Origin of the sequence: Thermus sp. (assembly GCF_040290245.1) — a bacterium.
Taxonomy (GTDB): domain Bacteria; phylum Deinococcota; class Deinococci; order Deinococcales; family Thermaceae; genus Thermus_A.
Genome location: NZ_PSMQ01000019.1, coordinates 1 through 21,730, shown reverse-complemented (window position 1 = coordinate 21,730; position 21,730 = coordinate 1). Strand labels below are relative to the sequence as shown.

Annotated in this window: 24 protein-coding genes and 1 pseudogene; 9 read left to right on the top strand and 16 right to left on the bottom strand. The window is 64.4% G+C overall.

Features of this window, described 5'->3' with window-relative positions:
- Positions 1–64: 64 nt before the first annotated feature.
- From deoC to minC, 7 genes are read left to right on the top strand one after another with little or no spacing between them, the layout of a single operon-like run.
- Positions 65–724, top strand: coding sequence for a deoxyribose-phosphate aldolase (gene deoC, locus C4301_RS04350; RefSeq protein WP_352413884.1), 660 nt, complete (start codon positions 65–67; stop codon positions 722–724).
- Positions 714–1,859 carry a phospholipase D-like domain-containing protein gene (locus C4301_RS04345; RefSeq protein ID WP_352413883.1) on the top strand — a complete coding sequence of 382 codons (1,146 nt, stop codon included), beginning with the start codon at positions 714–716 and terminating at the stop codon, positions 1,857–1,859. Before deoC ends, C4301_RS04345 begins: the two co-directional genes overlap by 11 nt.
- Positions 1,835–2,494: a Maf family protein gene (locus tag C4301_RS04340; protein ID WP_352413882.1), complete on the top strand. Its 660-nt coding sequence runs from the start codon at positions 1,835–1,837 to the stop codon at positions 2,492–2,494. Before C4301_RS04345 ends, C4301_RS04340 begins: the two co-directional genes overlap by 25 nt.
- Entirely contained in the window at positions 2,491–3,279 is a 789-nt protein-coding gene (gene mreC, locus C4301_RS04335) for a rod shape-determining protein MreC (RefSeq protein WP_352413881.1), read from the top strand. Before C4301_RS04340 ends, mreC begins: the two co-directional genes overlap by 4 nt.
- Positions 3,276–3,737, top strand: a complete 462-nt coding sequence (gene mreD / locus C4301_RS04330; protein WP_352413880.1) for a rod shape-determining protein MreD — start codon at positions 3,276–3,278, stop codon at positions 3,735–3,737. The genes mreC and mreD overlap by 4 nt, the downstream gene beginning before the upstream one ends.
- Complete coding sequence (locus tag C4301_RS04325) at positions 3,734–5,464, top strand: penicillin-binding transpeptidase domain-containing protein (RefSeq protein ID WP_352413879.1); 1,731 nt, start codon at positions 3,734–3,736, stop codon at positions 5,462–5,464. Before mreD ends, C4301_RS04325 begins: the two co-directional genes overlap by 4 nt.
- A 5-nt stretch (positions 5,465–5,469) precedes the next feature.
- Positions 5,470–6,006, top strand: coding sequence for a septum site-determining protein MinC (minC, locus tag C4301_RS04320; protein ID WP_352413878.1), 537 nt, complete (start codon positions 5,470–5,472; stop codon positions 6,004–6,006).
- On the opposite strand, the gene C4301_RS04315 is transcribed toward minC, so the two are convergent.
- The 10 genes from C4301_RS04315 to C4301_RS04270 form a co-directional block, all read right to left on the bottom strand.
- A complete protein-coding gene (locus C4301_RS04315; RefSeq protein WP_352413877.1) occupies positions 5,993–6,430 on the bottom strand; it encodes a DUF420 domain-containing protein in 438 nt (145 codons plus the stop codon). The two genes, minC and C4301_RS04315, sit on opposite strands and share 14 nt — an antisense overlap.
- Positions 6,427–6,693, bottom strand: a complete 267-nt coding sequence (locus C4301_RS04310) for a hypothetical protein (protein WP_352413876.1) — start codon at positions 6,691–6,693, stop codon at positions 6,427–6,429. The genes C4301_RS04315 and C4301_RS04310 overlap by 4 nt, the downstream gene beginning before the upstream one ends.
- 13 nt (positions 6,694–6,706) lie before the next feature.
- Positions 6,707–7,282: a hypothetical protein gene (locus tag C4301_RS04305; RefSeq protein WP_352413875.1), complete on the bottom strand. Its 576-nt coding sequence runs from the start codon at positions 7,280–7,282 to the stop codon at positions 6,707–6,709.
- A gap of 91 nt (positions 7,283–7,373) precedes the next feature.
- The gene (locus C4301_RS04300) at positions 7,374–7,805 is read right to left on the bottom strand and encodes a hypothetical protein (protein ID WP_352413874.1); all 432 of its coding nucleotides are present in this window, start codon (positions 7,803–7,805) and stop codon (positions 7,374–7,376) included.
- Positions 7,806–7,936: 131 nt separating this feature from the next.
- On the bottom strand, positions 7,937–9,082 hold the full coding sequence (gene argJ, locus C4301_RS04295; protein ID WP_352413873.1) for a bifunctional glutamate N-acetyltransferase/amino-acid acetyltransferase ArgJ: 1,146 nt from the start codon (positions 9,080–9,082) through the stop codon (positions 7,937–7,939).
- A complete protein-coding gene (gene argC / locus C4301_RS04290) occupies positions 9,073–10,119 on the bottom strand; it encodes an N-acetyl-gamma-glutamyl-phosphate reductase (protein WP_352413872.1) in 1,047 nt (348 codons plus the stop codon). The genes argJ and argC overlap by 10 nt, the downstream gene beginning before the upstream one ends.
- A 36-nt stretch (positions 10,120–10,155) precedes the next feature.
- Positions 10,156–11,055, bottom strand: coding sequence for an ornithine carbamoyltransferase (argF, locus tag C4301_RS04285; RefSeq protein WP_352413871.1), 900 nt, complete (start codon positions 11,053–11,055; stop codon positions 10,156–10,158).
- Between the two features lie 93 nt (positions 11,056–11,148).
- Entirely contained in the window at positions 11,149–11,829 is a 681-nt protein-coding gene (gene bshB1, locus C4301_RS04280) for a bacillithiol biosynthesis deacetylase BshB1 (RefSeq protein ID WP_352413870.1), read from the bottom strand.
- A 10-nt stretch (positions 11,830–11,839) separates the two neighbouring features.
- Complete coding sequence (gene plsY, locus C4301_RS04275; RefSeq protein ID WP_352413869.1) at positions 11,840–12,436, bottom strand: glycerol-3-phosphate 1-O-acyltransferase PlsY; 597 nt, start codon at positions 12,434–12,436, stop codon at positions 11,840–11,842.
- A 17-nt stretch (positions 12,437–12,453) separates the two neighbouring features.
- Positions 12,454–13,230 (bottom strand): ABC transporter permease, encoded by a 777-nt coding sequence (locus tag C4301_RS04270; protein ID WP_352413868.1) that lies wholly within the window; start codon positions 13,228–13,230, stop codon positions 12,454–12,456.
- A 47-nt stretch (positions 13,231–13,277) separates the two neighbouring features.
- Here C4301_RS04270 and C4301_RS04265 point away from each other — a divergent pair, with 47 nt between their 5' ends.
- Together C4301_RS04265 and C4301_RS04260 are read left to right on the top strand one after the other, a co-directional pair.
- Positions 13,278–14,255: an ABC transporter ATP-binding protein gene (locus C4301_RS04265; RefSeq protein WP_352413867.1), complete on the top strand. Its 978-nt coding sequence runs from the start codon at positions 13,278–13,280 to the stop codon at positions 14,253–14,255.
- Entirely contained in the window at positions 14,252–15,028 is a 777-nt protein-coding gene (locus C4301_RS04260) for an ABC transporter permease (RefSeq protein ID WP_352413866.1), read from the top strand. The genes C4301_RS04265 and C4301_RS04260 overlap by 4 nt, the downstream gene beginning before the upstream one ends.
- Here the strand turns inward: C4301_RS04260 and cimA are convergent.
- The 6 genes and pseudogenes from cimA to C4301_RS04230 form a co-directional block, all read right to left on the bottom strand.
- The gene (cimA, locus tag C4301_RS04255) at positions 15,007–16,593 is read right to left on the bottom strand and encodes a citramalate synthase (RefSeq protein WP_352413865.1); all 1,587 of its coding nucleotides are present in this window, start codon (positions 16,591–16,593) and stop codon (positions 15,007–15,009) included. The genes C4301_RS04260 and cimA overlap by 22 nt on opposite strands.
- A 3-nt stretch (positions 16,594–16,596) precedes the next feature.
- Positions 16,597–18,147 carry a 2-isopropylmalate synthase gene (locus C4301_RS04250; RefSeq protein ID WP_352413864.1) on the bottom strand — a complete coding sequence of 517 codons (1,551 nt, stop codon included), beginning with the start codon at positions 18,145–18,147 and terminating at the stop codon, positions 16,597–16,599.
- 2 nt (positions 18,148–18,149) lie between these two features.
- Complete coding sequence (gene ilvC, locus C4301_RS04245) at positions 18,150–19,169, bottom strand: ketol-acid reductoisomerase (protein WP_352413863.1); 1,020 nt, start codon at positions 19,167–19,169, stop codon at positions 18,150–18,152.
- Entirely contained in the window at positions 19,166–19,681 is a 516-nt protein-coding gene (ilvN, locus tag C4301_RS04240; protein ID WP_352413862.1) for an acetolactate synthase small subunit, read from the bottom strand. Before ilvN ends, ilvC begins: the two co-directional genes overlap by 4 nt.
- On the bottom strand, positions 19,678–21,360 hold the full coding sequence (gene ilvB, locus C4301_RS04235; RefSeq protein WP_352413861.1) for a biosynthetic-type acetolactate synthase large subunit: 1,683 nt from the start codon (positions 21,358–21,360) through the stop codon (positions 19,678–19,680). Before ilvB ends, ilvN begins: the two co-directional genes overlap by 4 nt.
- Positions 21,361–21,522: 162 nt before the next feature.
- A pseudogene (locus tag C4301_RS04230) lies at positions 21,523–21,730 on the bottom strand (thioredoxin reductase); the annotation flags it as partial.

The window sequence follows — 21,730 nt, the reverse complement described above, 5'->3', positions numbered from 1 at the left end:
AAGGGAACACCAAGAGGCCGAGCACGTGGCAAGGGCTGGGCGGGGTCCGTATCATGGGTAAGGTATGGACCTCGCCCCTTTCATTGACCACACCCTCCTCAAACCCACGGCCACCCCGGAGGAGATTCAAAAAGCTGCCCAGGAGGCTCTTCAGCACCGTTTTTTTGGTCTTTGTGTCCCCCCCTCGTACGTGCCTTTGGCCAGGGAGGCCCTGGGGGAAAGCCCGGTGAGGTTGGTCACCGTGGTGGGCTTCCCCCTGGGGTACCAGGCCATGGAGGTCAAGGCCCTCGAGGCCGCCTGGGCCCACGCCCAAGGGGCCGATGAGGTGGACATCGTCCTCCACCTGGGCCAGGCCAAGGGGGGGGCATACGGCTACATCCAAGCCGAAGTCCAGGCCGTGCGCAAGGCGGTGCCTCGGGCCGTTTTAAAAGTCATCCTGGAAACGGGCTACTTTACGCCGGAGGAGATCGCCTCCCTAGTAGAGGCGGCGATAGCGGGTGGGGCGGACTTCTTGAAAACCTCCACGGGCTTTGGGCCCCGGGGAGCCAGCCTGGAGGACGTGCGCCTCCTGGTCCAGTTGGCGGCGGGCCGGGCCCAGGTGAAGGCGGCGGGGGGCATCCGTGACCCAAGGACCGCGCTGGAGATGTTAAAGGCCGGGGCCAGCCGTCTGGGAACCTCCAGCGGCGTGGCTTTGGTCCAAGGGGCAGCCGGGCATGGGTACTAAACGCCGGAACCCCCTGGGGGGGCTCCCCTCCTACCTCCCCCTTGTCCTCCTCCTTTTGCTCTGGCTCTACCAAACCTTCCGCTCCACCCCCCCACCTCCAGCCGGGCCCGGCCAGGTCCAGGTCTTTTTCATGCCAGAGGAGGGGGAAAGGGCTAAGGCGTTTTTGATCGCGCGGATCGAGGAAACCCACGAGCGCCTCGAGGTGGCCGCCTATGAGTTCCGCGATCTCTCCATCGCCAAGGCCCTTCTAAAGGCCAAGGACCGCGGGGTACGGGTGCGGCTCTATGCGGAAAGCGACTATCAAGAGGACGTGCACCGGTACCTGGTGGCGGCCCGGCTGGGCCAGACCCAGGAGCCTCCTAAGGTGAAAAGAGGAGAGATAGAGGTCCACATCCGGGCCACGGGGCCTTTCTGCGAGGAGGCGGCAGGGCTTCCCGTCTGCTACGACGCTCGGGAGCCCTTCATGCACCACAAGTTCTTGGTCTTTGATGGAAAAGCTGTTTGGACGGGAAGCACCAACCTCACCTGGAACGCCTTCGCCCGGAACAACGAGAACAGCCTTTACCTGCCCTCCCCTGCCCTGGCCGAGGGGTACGGGCGGGAGTTTGAGGCCCTTTGGGGCGGAAAGAAAGAGGGGCTGGGCCTCCCCGTCCGCTTTAGCCTGGAAGGGGTAGAGGGGACCGCCTACTTTAGCCCCGCCGGGGGACGGGCCGCCCGCGAGGCCATCCTGGCCCGGCTGCGCGCGGCAGGGAAGGAGGTTCTGGTAGCGGCCTTCGTCCTCACGGACCCGGAGATCCTCAAAGCGCTCATCCAGGCCAAGGAACGGGGGGTCAGGGTCCGGGTGGTTTTGGAAAGCCGCAACCTGACCAGCAGCAAGGTTGCTTCGCAAAGCGAACACCTAGAGGAAGGGCTCTTAAGGGCGGGGATAGACGTACGTAAGGACGCCAACCCCTACACCTTGCACGACAAGGTCATGGTGATCGACGAGACCTGGGTGATCACAGGAAGTTATAACTTCTCCAACAATGCCTGGCGAAGCAACAACGAGAACCTGCTTGTCCTGAAAAGCCCCGAACTTGCCCAAAGGTACAAAAAGGAGGTGGAGGCGCTTTGGGAAGCGGGAACACCCCTTTAACCCTGGTCCTGGCCTCCCGGTGTTCCCTTCGGGAAGCAACGAAAAGCCCGAGGCGGCGGGCCTTCCTCAAGGTACGCCCTTCGGGCGTGACCAAGGTACGCCCTTCGGGCGTGACCAAGGTACGCCCTTCGGGCGTGACCAAGGCCTTGGGCTACCGCCTTAAGGTGGTGGCCCCGGAGGTGGCGGAGGACCTGGACCTACCCCCAAGGGAACCCGCCCGGACCCTGGCCTTAAGGAAAGGGCAAAGCGTACAGGACCGCTGGGCGGTGGCTGCAGACACGGCGGTGGACCTGGACGGGCAAGTCCTCAGCAAGCCCCGGGACCCTGAGGAAAACCTGGTCTTCCTCCGGCGGCTCTCTGGCCGAAGCCATCTGGTCCACACCGGGGTCTATCTAAGGGGGAAAGGGGAGGTCCTGGAGGTTCACACCGCACGCGTCCGGTTCCGTGCCCTTTCCGAGGAGGAGATGCGCTGGTATGTCCAAAGCGGCGAGGGGTTGGACAAGGCGGGTGGGTACGGGGCCCAGGGGCTGGGAATGGTCCTGCTCGAGGACATAGAGGGGGATTTTTACACCGTGGTGGGCCTGCCCGTCTCCCGGGTCTTCGCCTGGCTTTGGGCCTGGGGGTTCAGGCCGTGAGCGAGCGTGGGCTCCGCCGGGGGCTTCTCGCCCTTCTTCTCCTTCTGACCCTTGCCCTTTCCAGCCTAACCCGGCCCACCGCCTTGGGCCTGGCGGCGGAGTTTTCTGCCCGTACCGCTCCTCTACTGGCCCTCGGCCACCGGCTGGGGCAGAACCTGAAAAGCGCCTGGGGGGCGTTTTTGGACCGGAGGGACCTCCGAGCGGAGAACCGGTCGCTCAAGGCGGCTTTAGAGGCGGAAAGAAGCGAGAACGCCCGGCTCAGGCTCGAGGTGGAACGCCTGCAACGCGCTTTGGCGGTCAAGGAAGCCCAGGCCCCTGGAGTGGTGGCCGTGGCCCCCGTGATCGGGGAAGACCAGAGCGGCCTCTTCCGCCGCCTCATCCTGGGCCTGGGGGAAAAGGATGGCCTCCGGGTGGGCATGCCCGTCACCGCCCCCCAGGGTCTAGTGGGGCTCATCGTGGAGACCACGGAAAAGACCGCGGTGGTCCGCACCGTCCTGGACCCGGAAAGCCGCGTGGGGGTAAGGCCGGAACACGCTCCCGGTCGGGGCATCGCCCAGGGTTTCCCCCCAGGCCGCCTTCTGGCCGAGTTCCCCCCTCAGGTGACCCTCACCCCTGGAGAGCGCCTTCTTACGGGAACCCCCCTGGGCCTTTTTCCAGATGGGATCCCCGTGGCCCAGATCGAGCGGGTGGAAACCGTCCAAGGCGGGCTTAAAAAGCGAGCCCTTGCCCGACCCTTGGTGGAGTTCTCCCTCCTGGAGGAGGTGGTGGTGCTGAGGGCCTTATGAAGACGATCGGCCTTTTCCTCCTAACGGTCTTCGCCCAGGCCTTCCTCTCCGGCCTCCTCCCAGATGGCCTCCCTCCTCCAGACCTCTACTTTCTCTTCGCCCTTTACCTGGCGGGGGAAAGGCCCTATCCTCTAGGCCTCCCCCTGGGGCTTCTCCTGGGCCTTTTTCAGGATCTTTTGGGCCTGGGGTATCTAGGCCTCCACGGAGCAGGCCTCTTGCTGGGGGTCTACGCCTTTTATGCCGCCCAGCGCTGGGTCTCCCCCGAGGTGGTGGGGCGAGCGCTGGCCTTCCTCTGGGCCTACTTGGGCAAGTGGGCGGGCCTCCTTTTCACGGCCTACTGGCTCCGGCTTAAACTCTTCCACCTCGAGACCCTGGCCGGCCTATTCCTGGGCGAACTCCTTCTCACCCTGGGCCTCTACCTCCTATGGGTCCTGGCTCGAGGCGACCCGCGGCGATGAAAACGCGGATTTACACCCTCATCCTCCTCTTTACCCTGGTTTTCGCCCTTTACGGGGCGAGGCTTTGGCAGCTCCAGGTGGTGGAGTACGAGAAGTACGCCACCAAAAGCCAGGGCAATTACCTGAAGACCGAGGGCATCCCCGCACCCCGCGGGCGCATCCTGGACCGGAAGGGGCGAATCCTGGCCCAGGACCGAGTGGCGGTGGACTTGGTCTACGAAGGGGGTGAGGTGCGCTACAAGGAGCGCATTCTGGGGCTTCTAGGACTTTCTGAGCTCCCCAAGACCAAGGAACCCACCATCCTGAAGGCCGGGGTTCCCGAGGCCCTCATCCCCACCCTGGCCGAGCTTACCGCCGGGCAGAAAACCATCCACCTGGTGGAACGGATCGAGCGCTTCTATCCCAGACCCATCTCTGGGCCCGTCATAGGGTATGTCCGGCGGGCAGGCCCGGAGGAGGTCAAGCGGGGCTACAGCCCTGACGAAGAGGTGGGGGCAGCGGGCCTCGAGGCCGCGTTAGAGCCCTTCCTAAGGGGTGTCCGGGGGATCAAAGCGGTGGAGGTGAACGTCCGGGGAGAAAAGCTCAGGGAGGAGATCTTGAAGGAACCCACCCCGGGCGAGGACGTGGTTTTGACCCTGGACCTAGACTTACAAAAGGCTGCGGAAAACGCGTTAGAAGAGGCCCTTTTGGACATCAACCGCGGCCGGGCCCTAAACGGCCTCCCCCCCGCCCAAAGGGTGAAGGGGGCGATCGTAGCCCTGGACCCCAGGACCGGGGAGGTACTGGCTTTGGCCACCACCCCTTCCTTTGATCCCAACCTCCTGAGTCAAAGGCCTGTCCCCAAGGAGGCCCAGGCCCTTTTCACGGATCCCGATCTTCCCCTTCTGAACCGCGCCACCCAGGCCTATACCCCGGGGTCCACCTTCAAGCTGGCCACCAGCTACGCCCTTTTGGAAGAGGGCTACGCCTCATCCACCACCACCTACCGCTGTAGCCCCTTCATCGTCCATGGGGGGCTGGTGCGCCGGAACTGGACCACCCGGGACCTAGGCCCCATGACGGTAAGGGAAGCCATTGCCTGGAGTTGCAACACCTGGTACTACCAGGCGGTGCTTAAAGACCCCTTGGGCTTCGTGGACCAGCTGGCCCAAAGGGCCCGGTTTCTGGGCCTGGGGGAAGGGACGGGCCTCGAGGTCCCGGAAAAAACAGGGCTTCTGCCCACCCGGGCCTGGAAAAAGGAGGCCCTAAAGGAGCCCTGGTACCCGGGGGAGACCCTCTCCGTCGCCATCGGCCAAGGGTACGTCCTGGCCACCCCCGCCCAGATCGCCCGGATGCTCGCCACCATCGCAAGCGGAGGGCTAAAGCCCAGACTCCACCTGGTGAAGCGGATCGGCCAGGAGGAAGTTCGCTACGAGCCGGAAAGGGTTCCTGGCCAGTCCTGGGGGGTCTTGCAAGAAGGCCTGCGGCTCACGGTCAAAGAAGGAACGGCCAGCTTCCTCTTAAAGGACTTCCCCGTTCCCACCGGGGGCAAAACGGGAACGGCGGAAACCCCTGGGAAGCGGAGGGGCCTCGAGCACGCCTGGTACATGGGCTACGGGCCAACGGAGCCTGATAGCCCTTACCCGCCTTTGGTGGTCGTGGCCTTTTTTGAGAACGGTGGGGAGGGAAGCCGGGTGGCCCTTCCGGCGGCGAAGAAGGTCATGGCCGCCTACTGGAAGGTAGAATAGGCCCGATGCGTCTCAGAGCCACAAAGGACGCCCTGGCCCTGCGCTTAGACGGGGGGGAGACCCCGGAGGAGATCGCCCGGCTCAGCCTTCCCGAGGACCTCCCCTTGGAAGTAGAGGTGGCGGGGCCCGTAAGCCAGGAGGTTTTGGAGGCCCTACTCCGCCTCGGCCGCCCCCTTCGCCTGGTCCCCCCCAGGCGGGAAAAGCCCATCCCGGTCACCTTGGTGGTGGACCACACCTTAAGAGCGGGCCAGAGGGTGGAAAGCCCGGGAACCGTGGTCGTTTTAGGGGATGTCAACCCAGGGGCAGAGGTGGTGGCGGGGGGGGATGTGATCGTGGTGGGCAAGCTCCGGGGCCTTGCCCACGCAGGGGCCCTTGGGGACGAGGAACGGGCCATCTGGGCTCTTTCCCTCGAGGCCAAGCAGCTCCGCATCGCCCACCACCTGGCCCAGGCCCCCGAGGAGGCCAGCGCACCCCGGGGCCCCGAGCGGGCCCGGGTGGTGGAGGGGCGGATCGTCCTCGAGGCCTGGGCTAAAAAGCGATAGTGCCCGCCTCCACCCCGTACTTCCTCAAAACCAGGTAGATGACCCAGCCGGAAAGGGCCACATAAAGCCAGATGGGGACGAGCCACCTGGCCCAGGCTTTATGCGCGGAAAACCGTCCCTTAAGGGCGTTGTAGATCACGTAAAGCGCCAGGGGACCGTTCAAGGCCGCAAGGAGGGTGTGGGTCATGAGGAGGAGGTAGTACGCCCCCCGCCAGGCCCCCGGACCGCCGTAAGCGGTGGTGCCGTGCAAAGCCCATTTCAGGAGGTAGAACACCAAGAACAAGAGGGCCAAGCCTGTGGCGGTGAGCATGGACCGGTGGTGGGCCTCCCTCCGCCCACGCTTGATAAAGTAAAGCCCCACGAGAAGAGCCAACCCCGAAAGGACGATGGACCAGACCGCCAGAAGACCCAGGGCCTCTTTCACGCCTCCTCCTTCACCCGCTCCGCCAAAGCCAGCGCCTCCTCCTTCTGGCTCGTCCAGGCGTAACTGTACCCCCTCAAGAAGTACTCCTCCTTCCGCACCACCTGGTACATCCTGAGGTAGGCAAGGGCCAAAAGCGCGTCCCGCTCCAGGTCCGGCCTAAGCGCCTCCAAAAGGCGCGCGGCCTCCCGGAGGCGGGGAAGGTCCTGGCCCGTGGGCCGGGCCTCCTGCAAAAGTAAAACCGCACGCTCCCAAGCCTCCCGCACGAGGGAAAGTATATCATGGAAGCGAACGGCTCGAGCGGTTTCCTGCAGCATCTATAGCAATCAGTACGGCCCGACTGGAAACCTCGATTGCAAACGGCACCGAGGCCCCTCTGGGAAGGGCCAACGTAGAAAACCGTTTCCCCTCCTGGAGGACCACCCGCTCCACGCCCACGTCGTCCTCCACCCGGCCGTACACCCGGAAAAGGCCGTCCTTTTCCTCCTTCCCTTCCACCACAATCCTCGGTGGAGACGCATCCAGGATAAGGGGGAGGCGGAGGGTGCGGACCTGGCCCTGGAGGTCTTCCGCCTCCAGGACCACCTCCACCCGGCCCGAGGTGGGGGCCTTGAGGCGGAAGCGAAACCCCACAAGCCGCTTCCCCACCTCCTCCGCTGGCAGGACCTCCTTGCCTTGAACGCGGACGCTTTTCACCCCCACCTCGTCGAAGGCATACCCCTGGGCCAGGACCTCCTTCCCCGGCGCCACCCCGCCCCCTGTGGGCTCGGTTAGGCCCAAGCTTGGGGGGAGGGCCCCTTTCCGTTCACACCCCCCAAGGAAGAGCAACGCCGTGAGATAGAAAAGCCACCGCATCCCCGCCTGGGTCACGGCCCAAATATACCAAGAAAAAGCCCCCACCGCAGCAAGGGCCCGGGTGAGGGCTCAAGATAGATCTTCCCGCTACTTAACGGAAAATCACGCCCAGACGACCCGCAAAACCCGGGTTCACCCCCGCCCCGGTTATACTCACCCCCGCCTGAGCCTCAAGGTAAACCTTGAAGCCGGGTGCCGGCCCCGCCCACTCCACGCCCACAAGTCCATGAGGGAAGACGAGAATCTTTCCTTCGGAGCTAAGCCCCAGCCTAGCTCCAAGGCCGTAATACCAGGCCAGATCTATTCCAGTGGCCGGCAAGGGCATCTTGCCCAAAAATAGATCTGCACTTCCTCCAAGGCCATCGGATCCAAACCCGAGGCCAAAGCGTAGATTAGAGGATCCATCCTGATACTGGACCCCAATCCACTCCGGGTATCCCGAGTACACGCCAAACCCAGGGGATTGAGCCCAGGCCAAGGAGAGCAGGATCCCAACCCCGATACCCAATAGAAGCTTTTGCATGAACACCTCCCCCCTCAAGCTACCACACCCGGCCCGAAAAGGCAACTGGCTCCAATCTTCCCGCGTTTTCAATGCGGTGGAACGGCACCCCGCCTATCGATCTTCTTCCGTCACCCCTGGCAGGCCCCATTTTACGTTGTATAAAGCGCGTTAATCCGCACGTACCCTTCGGTCAGATCGCACCCCCAGGCCTCCCCCTGGGCCCCGCCCTGGCGCAGATCCACCAGGACCTCCACCTCCTCGGCCCGCATCGCTTGGCTTGCCGCCCCCCGGTCAAAAGGCAACGCCCCGCCGTCGTACAAAGGAATGCCCTGGAGGACGATCCGGACCCTTAAGGGGTCGAAATGGGCCCTCGAGTTGCCCAAGGCAGCCAGGATCCGGCCCCAGTTAGGATCGTTCCCGTAAAGGGCGCTTTTCCATAAGGGGCTCGCGGCCACGGTCCGGGCGGCCTGCCGCGCCTCCTCCTCCGTGGCGGCGCCAAGGACGCGCACCGTCATGAGCTTGGTCGCCCCCTCCCCGTCCCGGGCGATCTGGCGGGCCAAAGACCGGGCCACCCCCTCCAGGGCCTCAAAGAAGGCCCCTTCCTCCACCGGACCCGCCGCACCGTTGGCCATGAGGAGGGCGAGGTCGTTGGTGGAGGTATCCCCGTCTACCGTAACCTGGTTGAAGGTCCGGTCCACCACCCGCCGGAACCCCGCCCTTAGGGCCTCCTGGGGCAAGGCCGCGTCCGTGACCAGGAAGGCCAGCATGGTGGCCATGTTGGGGTGGATCATCCCGCTCCCCTTGGCCACCCCCACGATCCGGGCTGCCCCCACCTGGGCCTCGGCCGTCTTCACCGCCAGATCCGTCGTTAAGATGGCCTCCGCGAAGGCATCGGCAAAGGGGGTAAGCTCTATTTGGGGCAGGGCCGCCTCGATCTTCTCCACAGGCAAGGGCACACCGATCACCCCGGTGGAGGCGGTGAGGACCTCCTCCAAGGAGACCCCCAGCCGCAGAGCGGCTGTTTGGGCCATGCGTTCATCATCCAGAACCCCCCGCTGGCCGGTGGCGCAGTTGGCGTTGCCCGCGTTCACCACCACCGCCCGCAAGGGGGCTTGGCCTTCATAAAGCCGCCGCCCCCGCTGGACCGAGGGCGCGGCGGCCCGGTTCTGGGTGGTGGCCAAGGCCCAAAGGGCGGGCAGGCCTGAGGCCAAAAGGGCCAGATCCGGCTTACCGGAAGGCTTGATGCCCGCCCGAACGGCCCCGGCCCTAAACCCCAAAGGGAGCCTCAGGGCCATACCCCCTCCCGGTCTAAGGCCAGGCCCTCGGGGAAGCCCAGCATCAGGTTGAGGTTCTGCACCGCCTGGGAGGCCATGCCCTTACCAAGGTTATCCAAGGCGGAAAAGACCTGGACCAGGCCCGTCCGCTCGTCTTTCCGCAAGCTGATCCAAACCCGGTTGGAGGCGAAGGTGCCCTTGGTCTGGGGTAGGGCGCGGGTGAAAAAGACGAAGGGCTCGTCTTGATAGAACTCCCGGTAAAGGGCCTCGAGGCGGAGCTCAGAAAGGTCCTCGTTCAGACGGACAAACGCGCTTACCAGGATCCCCCGGGTCATGGGGACAAGATGGGGGATAAAGGAGAGCCGGACCCCTTTTTGGGCCCCGTGGGTCCTGGGCCAACGCCCCTGGGCCCGGAGGCGGGCCAGGTTCAACTCCATCTCGGGGATGTGCCGGTGGGTGCCCCCCGGCCTGTAGGGCTTGAGGTTCTCATTGACCTCCGCAAAGAAGGTCTCCTCCGCCTCCCGCCCCGCCCCAGAAACCCCGCTCATTCCAACCAAACTGGCCTCCTCCAAAAGGCCCCCTGCCGCCAAAGGGGCCAGGGCCAAGGTCGCCGCGGTCACATAGCACCCCGGGTTGGCCAAAAGCCTCGCCCCCGGGATCTCCCCCCTAAACAGCTCGGGCAGACCGTAGACCGCCTCCCGGTAAAGGGCAGGGCTTTTGTGGGGAAGACCGTACCAGGCCTCGTACACCTCAGGGGGTAGCCGGTAGTCGCCGGAGAGGTCGATGACCCACTTGCCCGCCTCGAGAAGGCCCGGAACAAGCTCCATGGCGATCCCGTTGGGCAGAGCCAAAATGACCACCTCCGCCTCGGCCACCACCTCCTCCTGGGGTTTAAACATCCGCTCGTCCACCAGCTGGGGCCAGACCTCAAACAGGGCCTTATCCGTATGCCGGCGGCTGGAAAACCCCACCAGCCGGACCTCGGGGTGGCGCTTGAGAAGCCGGATGAGCTCACCCCCGCCGTACCCCGAGGCCCCGAGAATGCCTACCCTGACCATACGCCTTTAGACTACTCCCAAGACCCCAAACCCAGCCTACCCCAAAAGATGAAGAAGAACGGCCTTAGCCGTGTGAAGGCGGTTTTCCGCCTGATCAAAGACCCGGCTTCTCGGTCCGTGAACCACCTCCTCCACCACCTCCTCCCCGTAGTGGGCGGGAAGGCAGTGGAGGAAGATCCCCTGGGGTCGGAGGAGGTTTAAAAGCTCCGGCGTGACCTGGAAACCCTGGAAATCCCGCAGGCGCTTGGCCCTTTCCGCCTCCTGGCCCATGCTGGTCCAGACATCGGTGTAAAGGGCATGGGCTCCTTGGACGGCTTCTGCCGGATCATGGGTGAAAACCGCCCCTGACCACGAGAGAAGCACCTTTTCCGGTTCGTATCCTTTAGGGGTGGCCACCCGCACCTTTAGCCCCACCAGGGGGGCCACCTCTAAAAGGGAGTTCAAAACGTTGTTTCCATCCCCAATATAGGCCACCTCCAGGCCCTCCAGGGTTCCAAAGGCCTCCCAAAGGGTGAGAAGGTCGGCCAAGGCCTGCAGGGGGTGAGCCCGGTCGGAAAGGGCGTTGACCACCGGCACCCGGGCGTGGCGGGCCAATTCCTCCACCGTCTCGTGCCGGTAGACCCGGGCCGCGATGCCGTCCACCCAGCGCTCCAGGTTCTTGGCCACATCCCGCACCGGTTCCCGTTCCCCAAGGCCCACCTGCTTTTGGTCCAGGTAGACGGCATGGCCGCCAAGGTGGACCGCCGCCACCTCGAGGGTCGTTCGGGTCCTTAAAGAGGGCTTCTCGAAAAGAAGGGCGATCACCCGGCCCGAAAGCTCGAGACCCCGGTAGTTCTCCTCCTTCATCCGCCGGGCCTCCCCTAAAAGGGCGAAGACCTCCTCCCGGGTAAGGCCCTGAAAGTTCAGAAGGTCCTTCTTGGTCACGGCGCCCCGCATGAGGATTTAAGAATACCTTCTTCTGCAAGAATATGCAACCCCTCCCGGGGCCCAGCGAAGACGCCTGCGACGGGGCGCTCCTCTAAAAGCCCGCTAACGGGCCCAGGGTGTGGCCAGAACGGGAAGGGGGCTCACAAAGGCCTCCGCGTAGTCCACCCCCACCAGGTTGCCCCAGTAGCGGCGAAGCGCCTTTCTGGCCTCGACCCCCTTGGGCCCCACGGTCTCGGTGACATCCTCCCCTTCGAACTGGCTCTTATAGGCCCGCACCGCCTTCTCCCAGTGCCCTATAAAGGCAGAGATCTTCACCAGAAGGCTCGGGGTAGCGGGCAGGTTTCCCGGATAAAAGAAAAGCCGCCCCACCCGGTGCGGTTCACCCTCCAAAGGCGCCTTGGACAACCCCGCGAAGTGCACCGCCGCCACCGAGAGGCGGCTTGCCGCGGTGTGATCGGGGTGACGGTCGGCCTCGAGGGGGGCGAGGAGGATCCTCGGCCGGAGCTTACGGATCGCTTCCGCAAGGGCTAGACGCTGCTCAGGCAGATCGGCAAGCCCCCCGTCGGGGAAGCCCAGGTTGCCCCGGAAGTCCAACCCCAGGATGCGGCTTGCCTCCTCCACCTCTAAGGCCCTCTGCTCGGGGGTGCCCTTGGTGCCCATCTCCCCCCGGGTCAGGTCCAGAATCCCCGTGGAAAGCCCCTCCGCCTTGGCCCGGGCCAGGGTGCCCCCACACCCCAGCTCTCCGTCGTCCGGATGGGGCGCAACCACCAAGAGGTCAAGCATGGCCTCCCTCCTAGCCCACCCTTTCCCCCAGCCGCCTTTCCGTGCCCTTTTGGAGCCGCTCGAGGTTTTCCCGATGGGTCCAGAAGATGAGAAGGGCCATGAGGAAGACCGTTCCCACCTCCCACAAAGGCCGCTTGAGCGCCAAGACCAGGACAAGGGCCGCCAGGCCTCCCACCATACTCCCCGCGGAGACGTACCGGGTAAGGAGCATCGTCCCCACGCCAATGGGAAAGGTGTACAGGGCAAGGATCGGGTCCAGGAAAAGGAGTGTCCCGAAGCTCGTGGCCACCCCCTTCCCCCCCTTGAACCCGAGAAAGACCGAGAAGTTGTGGCCCAAAACCGCCATCAGGGCTACCCCCCCCAGAAGCCAGCCCTCTATACCCACCGCCCGGGCTATGAGCACCGCAACCCCCCCCTTGAAGACGTCGAAAAAAGCCACCACCAGGGCTGGCCCTGGCCCCAAGGCCCTAAGCACGTTGGTGGCCCCAATGTTCCCCGAACCCACCTTGCGGATCTCCACGCCGTAGGTCTTCGCCACCAAGACCCCAGCGGGGATGGAGCCAAACAGGTAGGCAAGGAGAAGGACAAAGACCAAAGACCCTTCCACGGCCCCATCTTAAAGCCTCAGCTGCTCGCCGAGGTGTAGCTTCTAAGGGCGAAGAGCCAGAAGGAGCGGGCGAAAAGAAAAAGGCCCAAGGCCAAAAGGAGCATCTGGAGTAAGAAGAAGCCTCCCCGGCCCAGGGCCACCTCCACAGGAACGGTGGTGAGGAAGGCCACGGGAACGATAAAAGTGAAGAAAAACCGGTAGGCCACGGGGTAGGCACCTATGGGGTACCGCCCCGCCTCGAGAAGCCCTCTTAGGACCTCTGTGACGTTGTAGATCTTCACAAACCAGATGGAGGTGGCCCCTAGGGCGAACCAAAGGCTATAGAGGATGACCAGGGCCAGGCCCCAAACCCCCAGGAAGGCCGCGTACTCCCCCAGGCCAAACCCCAGCCTTTGCCCTGCGTACCCAAGCAGCAAAAGGCCTAGAAGGAGGTCGGGAAGCCCCCAGGGGGAGAAGGCTCGGAAGGAGACCCAGAACTGGCTGTCTATGGGCTTCAAAAGGACGAAGTCTAGGGTCCCTTTCTGCACATGCTCCACAATTTTGCTGAGGTTAGGGGCAAAGAGCACCGAGGAAACCCCTTCCAGAAGGGTAAAGGCGGAAAGGACCAAAAGTGCCTCCTCAAAGGCCCAGCCCCCTGGGCGGTAGCCCCCCTGGTAGAGAAGGGAAAGGCCCAGGAGACTTCCCCAAAGCATACCCAAGGAGGAAAGGAGGCCTAGGAGGAAGTTGCTCCGGTACTCCATCTCCGCCGCCCAGGAGGTGCGAAGGAAGACCAGGAGCAGGCGCAGATAACGCACCCTCTCAGGGTAAACTACTAGGATGGGGCTGGGAAGCCCTGGTAGGGATGAGCATCATTCTGGCGGAAAACCTCACCAAGCGGTACCTGGTGGCCCAGAAACCCCCTGGGTTTTTAGGGGAGTTACGCCACTTTTTCCTCCGATCCTACAAGGTGGTGGAGGCGGTCAAAGGGGTAAGCTTCCGGATCGAGCCCGGGGAGGTGGTGGGGTTTTTGGGGCCGAATGGGGCTGGGAAGACCACCACTTTGAAGATGCTGGCCGGCCTAGTCCACCCCTCGGAAGGGTGGGCGGTGGTGGCGGGGCATACCCCCTACCGGCGCGAGGGGGCCTTCCTTAGGAAGATCACCCTGGTCATGGGCAACAAGCAGCAGCTCATCTGGGACCTCCCCGCCTGGGACTCCTTCCGGCTGAATGCGGCGGTATACGAAATCCCTGAAAGGGAGTTCAGAAAGCGGGTGGGGGAGCTTTCTGAAATGCTCGGCCTCGAGGATAAGCTCCACCAGCCGGTGCGGAAGCTCTCCTTAGGGGAGAGGATGAAGGCGGAGCTTCTGGCCGCACTCCTGCACAGGCCCGTAGTCCTCTTCCTGGACGAGCCCACCTTAGGCCTGGATGTAAACGCCCAGGCCGCGGTCCGAAGTTTCCTCAAGGAGTACAACCGGCGGTACAAAGCCACCCTCCTCCTCACCAGCCACTATATGGCGGACATCACCGCACTTTCGGACCGGGTTTTGCTCATCCACAAGGGGCGGCTCCTCTTTGACGGAAGCCTCGAGGCCCTCCTCCTCCGCTTCGCCCCCTACAAGGAGGTGCGGCTCAGCCTGGAAAGGCCAGTGGAAGCAGGCCTCCTCGCCCGGTTTGGCGAGGTGAGGTCCTTAGAGGGCCTCGAGGCCCGGCTCATCGTCCCAAGAAAGCGGCTCCTCGAGGCGGTGGGGGCCATGCTGGATCAGCTTCCCGTGGCTGACCTGGAGGTGAAGGAGCCCCCCGTGGAAGAGGTTATCGGGAAGATCTTTCAAGGAGCGGTATGAGGAAGGCCCTGACCCTCTTTTCCGTATGGCTTGCCTACATGCTGGAGTACCGGGCAGAGCTTTTCCTCTGGGCCCTATCCGGAGCCCTCCCCCTCATCCTCCTAGGGGTCTGGCAGGAGGCGGCGGGAAGCGGCGCCTTTCCCTTAAGCCAGGCGGAGTTTGCCCGCTACTTTCTCATGGTCTTTCTGGTGCGCCAGCTCACCGTGGTCTGGGTGGTCTGGCAGTTTGAGGAGGACCTGGTCCAAGGAAAGCTCTCCCACAAGCTCCTCCGCCCCCTGGACCCCTTTTGGGAGTACCTCCTCGCTCACCTGGCCGAACAGGCGGCCCGGCTCCCTTTCGTCCTCCTTCTCCTCACCCTCTTCCTTTTCCTCTACCCCGAGGCCCGCTTCCTCCCCAAGGCCCCTGACCTCCTCATGGGCCTAGGGCTTACCGCCTTGGCTTTTTTCGCTCGGTTTTTGATGCAGTACGCCCTCGCCCTCCTCGCCTTCTGGACGGAACGGGCCATCAAGCTGGAGGAGCTTTGGTTCGTCCTCTACCTATTCCTCTCCGGGCTCATCGCGCCCCTCGAGGTCTTCCCGGAACCCGTTCGGACCCTGGCCCTCCTCACCCCCTTTCCCTACCTGGTCTACCTTCCCGCTGCCTTCTTGGCAGGTCAGAAAACAAGCCTCTTCCCAGGACTTTGGGTCCTCCTTCTTTGGATGAGCGCCTTTTTCCTCCTGGGGCGGGCGCTTTGGCGGCTCGGGCTAAACCGCTACTCGGGCCAGGGGGCGTAAGCCTTTTCCTTAAGGGGCAGGAGGAGGGCGTAGGCGTACCCGTCGGTAAGGGCTTTCAAGGAGGCCTCGAGGATGTTCACGCTGGCCCCCACGGTGGCGAAACGCTCCTCCTTCCAGCGCATCTCCACCATCACCCTCACCCCCGAGTTGGTGCCCGCCTCCTTGCCGGAGAGGATCCGCACCTTGTAGTCGGTGAGCTCCACCTCGGCAAGCTCCGGGTAGAACTGCAAGACCGCCTTGCGAAAGGCCCGGTCCAAGGCAGAAACCGGCCCGAAGGGGCTGTCGGCGGCGGTGTGCTGGAGGCCCTCCCCCACCCGGACCCGGACGGTGGCCTCGGCCCAGGCGGTGTCCAGGCCTGAGCCATGGACAAAGACGCTGAACCCCTCCACGCTAAAAGGGAGGCTTCCGCCCCTCATCCGGTGGGCCAGAAGGTAGAAGCTGGCCTCCGCCCCTTCAAAGGCATACCCCTCGTACTCCAAGGCCTTGACCTCGTCCAGAAGGCGCTTGGCTTCTTCCTGGGAAAGGTCCACCCCCAGCTCCTGGAGCTTGGCCAAAAGGTTAGAGCGGCCCGAGAGGTCCGAGACCAGAAACCGCCGGGTGTTCCCCACCCACTCCGGCGGGATGTGCTCGTAGGTGCGGGGGTTTTTCAACACCGCGGAGACATGAACCCCACCCTTGTGGGCAAAAGCGGCCTCCCCCACATAGGGGGCGCGGCGGTTGGGGGTGAGGTTGGCCCGCTCGTCCACGAAATGGGAAAGGGCTTTGAGCTCCCGGAGCTTTTCCTGGGGGAGGACCTCGAGGCCCAGCTTGAAGACCAGGGTGGGGATGAAGCTCGTAAGGTTCAGGTTCCCACACCGCTCCCCGTAGCCGTTGATGGTCCCCTGGGCATGGGTGGCCCCCGCTCGGACCGCCGCCAAGGCGTTGGCCACCGCGAGCTCTGCGTCGTTGTGGGGGTGGATCCCGAGACGCACTTTAGGAAACCGCGCCACCACCTTCCGGGTCACCTCGTAGACCTCCTCGGGGAGGCTTCCCCCGTTGGTGTCGCAAAGGCACAGGGTGTCCGCCCCACCCCTTAAGGCGGCCTCGAGGGTGGAAAGGGCATACGCGGGGTCCTCCTTAAAGCCGTCAAAGAAGTGCTCCGCATCGTAGATGACCCGCCGGCCCCTTTCCCGGAAGAAGCGGACCGTCTCCTCAATCATGCGGAGGTTCTCCTCCAGGCTGGTCTCCAGGGCCTCGTGGACGTGCAGGGTCCAGGTCTTGCCGAAGAGGACCACCACCGGGGTCTCCGCCTCGAGGAGGGCTAAGACCGAAGGGTCCTCCTCCGGGCGGAGGTCCTTGCGCCGGGTGGAGCCAAAGGCGGCCAGCTGGGCCCCACCCAGGTCCACCCCCTTCATCCGGTGGAAGAACTCCCTATCCTTGGGGTTGGAGCCCGGCCAGCCCCCCTCGATCACGTGGACACCGAACTCGGCAAGCCTTCTGGCGATGGCCACCTTGTCGTCCACGGAGAGGGTGAACCCCTCCCCCTGGGTCCCGTCCCGCAGAGTGGTGTCGAGGATCTCCACCATGGCCTACCCCAATTCTTTCTGGACCTGCTCGAGGGTGGGTGGGTGCCGGGTGGCCTGGCCGCTCGCCAGCCGGCCCGCGGCGTCCAGAAAAGCCAGGGCGCTGGCCTCCACGATATCTGGGGAAACCCCTATCCCCACCGCCTGGAGCTCCTTGTGGCGCAGGCGGACCGTGACCTGGCCCAAGGCCTCGGTGCTTCCGGTGATGGCCTCCACCCGGTAGGTCTCGAGCTCCGGCTTAAAGCCGATGACCTCCTGGATGGCCTTGAAAACCGCATCCACAGGCCCATCCCCGGTGGCGGTGGCGGTCTTCTCCCCCTGAGGGGTGCGGACCCGGACTGTGGCCGTGGGCAGAAGCCCCGAACCCGAAAGGAACTGGACGTGGGCGAGCTCAAAGAAGTGGGGCATGGGCTCCCCGCTCTCCACCAGGGCCACGAGTTCCTCGGAGGAGAGGGGACCCTTTCGTTCGGCGATCTCCTTGAAGCGGCGGAAGAGCTGGGTGAGCTTCTCCTCGGGGAAAGAATAGCCCAGATCCTCCAGGGCCTTTTTGAAGGCCGCCCGGCCCGAGTGCTTGCCGAGGACCAAGACGGCAGGCCGCCTCCCGATGAGCTCAGCGTCCATGATCTCGTAGGTGGCCCGGTGCTTGATGACCCCATCCTGGTGGATGCCCGACTCGTGGGCAAAGGCGTTGTCCCCCACGATGGCCTTGTTGGGGGGCACGGGCATGCCGGTGTACCGCTCCACCAGGCGGCTCACCCGGTAGATCTCCCGGGTGTTGATCCGGGTGTAGGCCTGGTAGTGGTCCTTGCGCACGTAGAGGGCCATGACCACCTCCTCCAGCGCGGTGTTTCCCGCCCGCTCCCCGATCCCGTTGATGGTGCACTCCACCTGGCCCGCCCCGTTTTCGATCCCCGCCAGGGCGTTGGCGGTGGCGAGGCCCAGGTCGTCGTGGGTGTGGGTGGAGATGATCACGTCCCGCCCCCGGACCACCTCGTCCCGGATGCGGCGGATCAGGGCGCCGTATTCGCTCGGGGTGCCATAGCCGGTGGTGTCCGGGATGTTGATCGTCGTGGCCCCCGCCTCCACCGCCACCTCATAAAGCCGCTTTACGAAGTCCCAGTCCGCCCGCATCACGTCCTGGGCGGAGAACTCCACGTCGTCCACGTACGATCTCGCATAGCGGACCATTTTGTCTGCCATCTCCAAGACCTCTTCCTCCGTCTTCTTCAGCATGTGTTCCAGGTGGATCTTGGAGGCGGAGGTGAAGACGTGGATCCTCGGCTTCTCCGCCTTCTCCAAGGCCTTAGCCGCCTGGTCTATGTCCAAGGTGGCGGTCCGGGCCAAGGCGGCAATGACGGGCCCCTTCACCTCAGCGGCGATGCGCCGCACCGCCTCGAACTCCAAGGGCCCCGACACGGGAAAGCCCGCCTCGAGGATGTCCACGTTGAGCCGGGCCAGGGCGTGAGCAATCTCCAGCTTCTGGTCCAGGGAAAGGGCCACGCCTGGGCTTTGTTCACCGTCCCTAAGGGTGGTGTCAAAAATCCGGATATGCCGCATACCTACCCTCCTACCTCTTCCTTGCTGATCCTGGGCTTGATGAAGGGCATCATCGCCCGAAGCCTTGCCCCCACCTCCTCGATGGGGTGGCTCTGCCAGCGCCTGCGGCCCGCCTGAAGGACCGGCTGGCCCGCCTGGTTTTCCAACACCCATTCCCGGGCGAACTCCCCGGTCTGGATCTGGCGCAAAACCTCCCGCATGCGCCGCTTGGTCTCCTCCAAAGGCACCACCAGATCCCCCCGGGTGTAGTCCCCGTACTCAGCGGTGTTGGAGATGGAGTACCGCATGCCGGTAAGCCCCGATTCGTAGATGAGGTCCACGATCAGCTTGACCTCATGGAGAACCTCAAAGTAGGCCATCTCTGGGGGGTAGCCTGCCTCGGTCAAGGTCTCGAACCCAGCGGCGATGAGCCGGGTCAGCCCCCCGCAGAGCACCGCCTGCTCCCCGAAGAGGTCGGTCTCCGTCTCGTCCTTGAAGGTGGTGGGGATCACCCCGGCCCGGGTGGCGCCGATGGCCTTGGCATAGGCCAAGGCGGTCTGGAAGGCCGCTCCTGTGGCGTCTTGGTGCACGGCCAAAAGAGCGGGCACCCCGCTCCCCTTCTGGTACTCCGAGCGGACCAGATGCCCCGGCCCCTTAGGGGCCACCATGAAGACGTCCAGATCCTTGCGAGGCCGGATCTGGCCAAAGTGGATGTTGAACCCGTGGGCGAAGGCCAAAGACCCCGCTTCCTTGAGGTTGGGTTCCACCTCCTCCCGGTAGACCTGGGCCTGGGCCTCATCGGGAAGAAGCATCATGACCAGATCCGCCTCTCGCACCGCCTCGGCCACGGAAAGAACCCGAAGCCCCTCCCTCTCGGCCTTGCTCCAGCTTTTAGACCCTTTGCGCAGGCCTACCCGCACGTCCACCCCTGAGTCTTTAAGGTTTAGGGCGTGGGCGTGCCCCTGGGAGCCGAAGCCCAAAACCGCCACCCTCTTCCCGGAAAGAAATCCGATCTCCGCGTCGTGGTCATAGTAGATCTTCATACCGCTTCCTCCTGCCTCTCCCGCACCTTCAGGACCCGGTCCCCCCGGCTCATGGCCACCGCCCCGGTGCGCATGACCTCGAGGAGGCCAAAGGGCCGTAAGGCTTCTATAAAGGAATTGACCTTGTTCGTGTCCCCAGTGAGCTCGAGGATGAGGCTCTCCTTGGCCACGTCCACCACCCGGGCCCGGAAGGCCTCCTGGATGTCCTTTATGCTCAAGCGCTCCTCCACTCCCCCCACATGGACCTTGACCAAGGCCAGCTCCCGCTCCACATGGGGCTCGGAGTGGTCCGTAACCTTCAACACCTCAATCAGCCGGTTGAGCTGCTTTTCCACCTGCTCCAGGGTGTGGTCGTCCCCAAAGACCACCAGGCTGATGCGGGAAAGCCCGGGAACGTGTGTGGTGCCCACGGCCAGGCTTTCCAAGTTGAACCCCCGCCGGGCGAAGAGGCTGGTGATGCGGTTTAAGACCCGGGGATGGTCCTGGACGAGAACCGAGATGACGTGCCTCACGCCTCCACCTCCTCCCGGGGGTCCTGGGTGATCATCTCCTCCACCGAGGCCCCGGAGGGGATCATGGGGAAGACCCCTTCCTCCTGATACACCCTGAACTCGGCCACCACCGGCCCATCCGCCTCGAGGACGGTGTCCACGGCCTTTTTAAGGTCCTCCTTCCGCTCCACCCGGACCCCTTTGATGCCGTAGGCCTCGGCCAGACGAGCAAAATCGGGGTTGGAGTCCGCCAGGTAGACCTCGCTGTACCGTTTGGCGTGGAAGAGGTCCTGCCACTGCCGGACCATGCCCAAAAAGCCGTTGTTCAGAACGACCACCTTCACGGGGAGCTTGTACTTGACCACCGTGGCCAGCTCCTGGAGGGTCATCTGGAAGGAACCGTCCCCGTCAAAGTCGATGACCAGCTCACCGGGCCTCGCCACCTGGGCCCCGATGGCGAAGGGCAGCCCCACCCCCATGGTGCCAAGCCCCCCGGAGGTGATAAAGCTCCGGGGCCTGGAGACCCGGAAGAACTGGGCGGCGAACATCTGGTGCTGCCCCACCCCCGTGGTCACAATGGCGTTCCCCCCCGTGGCTTCATAGAAAACCCGGATGACCTCCTGGCTTTGCAGGTAAGACCGGGGCCGGTAGGTGAGGGGGTGACGGGTGCGCCACTCCTCGAGCTCCCGCCACCAACTGGCCAGCTTCAAGGGCTTCGCCCCGCGCAAAAACTCCCGCATCACAAGCCTAGCATCCCCCACGATGGGGATCTGGGTGCGGACGATCTTGCCGATCTCCGCAGGGTCAATGTCCACGTGGATGATGGTGTGGGCATGGGGTGCAAAGCGGGAGACCTTCCCCGTGACCCGGTCGTCAAACCGGAGGCCTATGGCCAGGATCACGTCCGCGTGGTAGATCGCCCGGTTCGCCGCTACCGTGCCGTGCATCCCCGGCATCCCGAGCCACAAGGGGTGGGTGCCCGGGAAGGCCCCGAGGCCCATCAGGGTGGTGATGACAGGGATCCCCGTCTTCTCCGCAAAGGCCAGAAGCTCCTGGTGGGCGTCCTGGGCCCCGCCACCCACCATGAGGACCGGGCACTCCGCCTTTTCCAGGGCCTCGAGGGCCCGTTCGATCTGCCGGGGATGGCCCTTGAGGGTGGGCTTGTACCCGGGAAGGTCCAGCCTCACATCCAAACCCCCGGTGAACTCGGCCAGCTGGACATCCTTAGGCACATCGATGAGCACCGGCCCCGGCCGGCCTGAGCGGGCGATGTAAAAGGCCTCTTTGACGACCCGGGGCAGGTCGTTCACCTCCTGGACCAGGTAGTTGTGCTTGGTGACGGGCATGGTCACCCCGGTGACATCCGCCTCCTGGAAGGCGTCCGTGCCGATCAGGGCCCGGGGCACGTTCCCGGTGATGGCCACCACCGGCGTGGAGTCCATATAGGCGTCCGCGAGGCCCGTGACCAGGTTCAAGGCCCCGGGGCCCGAGGTGGCCATCACCACCCCCACCCGGCCCGAGGCCCGGGCGTAGGCGGTGGCCGCATGGACCCCTCCTTGTTCATGCCGCACCAGGATGTGACGGATGGGGCTGTCGTACAAGGCATCATACGTGGGCATGATGGCCCCGCCCGGGTGGCCGAAGATGACCTCCACCCCCTCCCGCTCCATCGCCTTCAAAAGGACCTCCGCTCCCTTCATCCCCGCCTCCTTAAACGAAAACCCCCCGGGGGTTCCGGGGGGGATCAGATGCGAACTGCGCTACACCCTACCCCCCGCCCGTCCCTACGATTAGGACTAGGCCGAGGGCAAGGACCACCGCACGCATCCTGCCCTTAAGGATAGAGGGGGAGGCCCCGCCTGTCAAGCCCTCTCCCCTATGGCGGAAAGGGCAAGCCTGGCGTGAAGACGGCCGTTTTCGATGAAAACGGAGCGGGTGTCCGGACCAAAGGCGCAGGAGCCGATGGCAAAAAGCCCCCTCCGGCTCGTCTCGAACTCCGGGGTCAGGAGGGGTTTTTCCCCCTGGTAAGCCACCCCGGCTTGCCGCAAGAGCCCGTCTGTGGCCCGGTAG

Coding starts and splice junctions, on each gene's coding strand:
- C4301_RS04250 (WP_352413864.1), bottom strand. CDS start 18,147: ATGCGGCATATCCGGATTTTTGACACCACCCTTAGGGACGGTGAACAA.
- C4301_RS04265 (WP_352413867.1), top strand. CDS start 13,278: ATGAGCATCATTCTGGCGGAAAACCTCACCAAGCGGTACCTGGTGGCC.
- ilvB (WP_352413861.1), bottom strand. CDS start 21,360: ATGAAGGGAGCGGAGGTCCTTTTGAAGGCGATGGAGCGGGAGGGGGTG.
- minC (WP_352413878.1), top strand. CDS start 5,470: ATGCGTCTCAGAGCCACAAAGGACGCCCTGGCCCTGCGCTTAGACGGG.
- cimA (WP_352413865.1), bottom strand. CDS start 16,593: ATGGTGGAGATCCTCGACACCACTCTGCGGGACGGGACCCAGGGGGAG.
- deoC (WP_352413884.1), top strand. CDS start 65: ATGGACCTCGCCCCTTTCATTGACCACACCCTCCTCAAACCCACGGCC.
- C4301_RS04260 (WP_352413866.1), top strand. CDS start 14,252: ATGAGGAAGGCCCTGACCCTCTTTTCCGTATGGCTTGCCTACATGCTG.
- bshB1 (WP_352413870.1), bottom strand. CDS start 11,829: ATGCTTGACCTCTTGGTGGTTGCGCCCCATCCGGACGACGGAGAGCTG.
- C4301_RS04300 (WP_352413874.1), bottom strand. CDS start 7,805: ATGCAAAAGCTTCTATTGGGTATCGGGGTTGGGATCCTGCTCTCCTTG.
- C4301_RS04345 (WP_352413883.1), top strand. CDS start 714: ATGGGTACTAAACGCCGGAACCCCCTGGGGGGGCTCCCCTCCTACCTC.
- argC (WP_352413872.1), bottom strand. CDS start 10,119: ATGGTCAGGGTAGGCATTCTCGGGGCCTCGGGGTACGGCGGGGGTGAG.
- C4301_RS04325 (WP_352413879.1), top strand. CDS start 3,734: ATGAAAACGCGGATTTACACCCTCATCCTCCTCTTTACCCTGGTTTTC.
- argF (WP_352413871.1), bottom strand. CDS start 11,055: ATGCGGGGCGCCGTGACCAAGAAGGACCTTCTGAACTTTCAGGGCCTT.
- C4301_RS04305 (WP_352413875.1), bottom strand. CDS start 7,282: ATGCGGTGGCTTTTCTATCTCACGGCGTTGCTCTTCCTTGGGGGGTGT.
- argJ (WP_352413873.1), bottom strand. CDS start 9,082: ATGGCCCTGAGGCTCCCTTTGGGGTTTAGGGCCGGGGCCGTTCGGGCG.
- ilvC (WP_352413863.1), bottom strand. CDS start 19,169: ATGAAGATCTACTATGACCACGACGCGGAGATCGGATTTCTTTCCGGG.
- mreD (WP_352413880.1), top strand. CDS start 3,276: ATGAAGACGATCGGCCTTTTCCTCCTAACGGTCTTCGCCCAGGCCTTC.